The 552-nt window shown below is 47.1% G+C and carries 1 pseudogene; it reads right to left on the bottom strand.

The window, feature by feature from the left end:
- Positions 1 to 552, bottom strand: a pseudogene (locus ACFIJ8_RS08515) (hypothetical protein); the annotation flags it as partial.

The following is a 552-nucleotide window of genomic DNA, read 5'->3' as shown; positions in this document are numbered from 1 at the left end:
TTGATCGTACCATCCGCATTGAGAGAAGAACCTTGATGCTCAAAACTCTCTTCATTTTCTGTCTTTCCCTCACTCCCGTATATCGATACAAAGCCCTTGCCTGATCCCACACCAAAACCTGTTTCATGGGTCTCTGAATGGCTCTTATGATGATCTGTCATGCCATCAATCGTCACACTTTCTCCGCTCACATTGATATCTTGACCGGAAAGCAGATGAGAAGCAGAAATCTTGGCTTCTCCTTGTGCGTCTAACACGATGTTTCCCGTCGCCCCAAGGATAGAGGAGACCGTTGTGGTATGCGATTGAGATGTATCGGAAGATTCCTCATGCAAAAAGCCACTTGATGACGATTGTGCTTGCTGATCCAAGTGTTCTTGGGCGCCTTTTATGACAATCTTTCTGGCAGAGTGAATGGTAATATCCGCTTGTTTCTGTTCTCCTGGTGCTTTCTCTCCTGACGTTTCCTCTGCCTTACCGGCTACGAGCGTCGAGGCTATAACTTCCGTGTTGTTTCCTGAGTCAATGGCAATGCCTTCACCCCCAGATATG

The sequence above is a fragment of the Bartonella sp. MF74HXZ genome, from assembly GCF_042194445.1.
Classification (GTDB): domain Bacteria; phylum Pseudomonadota; class Alphaproteobacteria; order Rhizobiales; family Rhizobiaceae; genus Bartonella; species Bartonella grahamii.
Note: the sequence above shows the minus strand (reverse complement) of the source record. Positions and strands in the feature narration are given on the sequence as shown.